This is a genomic window from Shigella sp. FC1967 (assembly GCF_001743005.1).
Taxonomy (GTDB): Bacteria; Pseudomonadota; Gammaproteobacteria; order Enterobacterales; family Enterobacteriaceae; genus Proteus.
Window position 1 is genome coordinate 1 of sequence record NZ_MIIZ01000491.1, and the last position, 210, is coordinate 210.

Below are 210 nucleotides of genomic sequence, written 5' to 3' on the forward strand. Positions count from 1 at the left end.
GTTGCTTACCCGCCAAAACTGGCGGTCAGTGTGATGGTCAACAATCTGAAATCAGTATCGTCGCGCCTGCTGCGCCAGCAAAACACACATTTTACGGACACAAAGTAAAACGGGACTTTTGTGGTCAAGGTCGTACTTTGTCTGTAGCACCGGAGGGGCAACGTTGAAACACTCAGAGCCTACGTTCAGAGCCAGTCAACGCTTGATTGA

At 50.0% G+C, this 210-nt stretch carries 1 pseudogene; it reads left to right on the forward strand.

The features are described from left to right. A pseudogene (gene tnpA, locus BHE89_RS04250) lies at window positions 1-210 on the forward strand (IS200/IS605 family transposase); the annotation flags it as partial.